The 2344-nt window shown below is 29.5% G+C and carries 3 protein-coding genes; all 3 read left to right on the top strand.

All coding sequences use genetic code 11. The annotated features are described in order from the left end of the window. Window positions 1-1182, top strand: a 1182-nt coding sequence (locus tag AC2LE6_RS08930) for a sensor histidine kinase (RefSeq protein WP_484478911.1), incomplete at its 5' end; no start/stop codon positions are given. Continuing rightward, window positions 1179-1847 (top strand): response regulator, encoded by a 669-nt coding sequence (locus AC2LE6_RS08925; RefSeq protein ID WP_484478910.1) that lies wholly within the window; start codon window positions 1179-1181, stop codon window positions 1845-1847. The genes AC2LE6_RS08930 and AC2LE6_RS08925, both read left to right, overlap by 4 nt. A gap of 116 nt (window positions 1848-1963) precedes the next feature. Further along, a partial coding sequence (locus tag AC2LE6_RS08920; RefSeq protein WP_484478909.1) for an MFS transporter occupies window positions 1964-2344 on the top strand: 381 nt, incomplete at its 3' end.

Below are 2344 nucleotides of genomic sequence, written 5' to 3'. Positions count from 1 at the left end.
AGCATCCTATTTATCGTTTCATTTTTGATTTTTGCCTTACTCACAATTTTTCTTGTAAACAATATAATAGATAATACAATTACAACGGAATTAAAAGAACGAATAACTATCTATATTGTTTTGTCCTTTCTAATTGGTTTGGTTGTATCATTACTTGGGTTGGCATACCTTTCCAAAGAATATAAGAAGGATTTATTAGGGTTTTCTCCAAGTGAAATTGCATTACTATACTCTGAAAATAAATCAATAATCGATCAATTAAACGAGGCTGTAATATCAGTAGATTTAGACTATAATATAAACACAATCAATGATGCTTTTAAAAAGATGTTTCATCTAAAAGATAGTGATAAAAAGAAATCAATATTTGAAGTGCTTCCAGAATTAGATTTCAAAACAATATTTAGAACGAAATCTCAAACTGTAAATAAGATGATTGAAATTAATGATGACAAACTTTTGGTCTCATCATTTCCACTATATAGTGATTCAAAAGTAATAGGGGCTACAATGATATTTAGGTCAAGGTTAGAAGTGGATATGTTGCTTGACCAGATTAGTGGTTATAGAAAAATTTCAAAAGCTCTTAGAGAGCAAAAACATGAATTTCAAAACAAATTACATGTAATACTTGGTCTTATTAAAATGAAAGACTATGATATGGTTAACACATATATTAATCAAAATGTTTACCATACTAACTTAACAAGTGATTACTATAGTTCAAGAATAAAAGACGATCAAATCAGTGCGTTATTTGTAGGTAAGGAAGTACAATCAAAAGAGTTTGATACTTTAGTTCAGCTCAGTACGGATTCATTCTTAACCAGACAACATAACCCTGTAAGTTCTGATGATTTAATTATTATTATTGGTAACTTAATTGATAATGCTTTAGAAGCTTTTAAAGGAAAGAATATAGAAAACAGAAGAATTGACGTTAGAGTAATTGAGGATGATGCTTCGATTAAAATATCTGTCACAGATAATGCTGGAGGTATTGACCCGAAAGTCAAAGGTAGAATCTTCTTAAGAGGTGTTTCTTCTAAAACAGGAGAGAACCGAGGGACAGGGTTACACTTGGTTAGCGAAGTAGTAAAACTTTATAATGGTGAAAAACAAGTTCAATCATCAAGACATAAAACATATATTGAAATCATATTGAAGAAGGTGAAATCATGAAACTCAAAATTGTAATAGTTGAAGACGATCCAATGGTAGCTCATATACACACTCATTATTTAAATGAATTACGTAATTTTGAAATTGTAGCTGTTTGTAAAAATGGATTTGAAGGATATGAGTATATCTCTAACAATACAGATGATATTGACTTAGTAATTCTAGATGTACACATGCCGAAAATGTCTGGACTAGAAATGATGAAAAGACTTAGAGCTGATGGAAACAAAGTAAGTGTGATTCCAATCACCGCAATTAACGACAATAGAACTATTTCTGAATTTATGAGTCTTGGGGTTGTGGATTATCTAGTTAAACCTTTTAGTCAAGAAAGATTCAATCAAGCTGTATTCAGATGTGAGTTGAAGTATAAAGCTTTTGAAAATCAAAAGTTAAGTCAAAGTGATATCGACAAGATGTTCAATACTAAAAGTGAGGCAAATCTTCCTAAAGGACTTCAAGAAAAAACACTAATTTATATAGTAGATAAGTTAAAACCACATAAAGAAGAATTAATAGATGTAGAAGAGATATCTGTAATTACAAACCTTTCTAAAGTAAGTTTAAGAAAATATTTAGACTATTTAACTGAAAGTAATACTATTGAAAAGAAAATCGACTACGGTACCGTAGGTAGGCCGAAATACAAATATTATATCAAATAAAAAAGGTTAGAAATATAAACTATTTCTACCTTTTTTTTCTTTTTTTATTATTCTTACTTATCTAATACAGTCTTTCCTATTTATTAATATATAATCTCAAACGAGGAGGGACTAATATGAACAAGAAGATTTTATATATGATATTTATGCTTCAAGCGTTCATTTTTAACCTAACAAATGTCATTACACCAAGATATTTAGACTCCTTACACTTGGAGAAGTATATGTTTGGATACTTCTTGGCTCTTTGGAGTCTTGGGATGTTACTAAGTAGTCCTATTTGGGGTGAACTAGGTGACAGATTTGGTAGAAAGAAATTTGTGATATTAGGTATTATTATTTATGGACTGGCTCAACTAGGATTTTACTTTACAAGTAACTTGTATATTTTAATCGTTTTAAGAGTTGTATCAGGTATAGGAGTCGGAGCACCAGTTACATTACTTCTATCTTATATGGTATCAAACAGCAATAAAGGTAATAGAACAAAGAATTTA

The organism is Candidatus Izemoplasma sp. (genome assembly GCF_982632705.1).
This window is presented reverse-complemented; position numbering and strand designations above follow the sequence as displayed.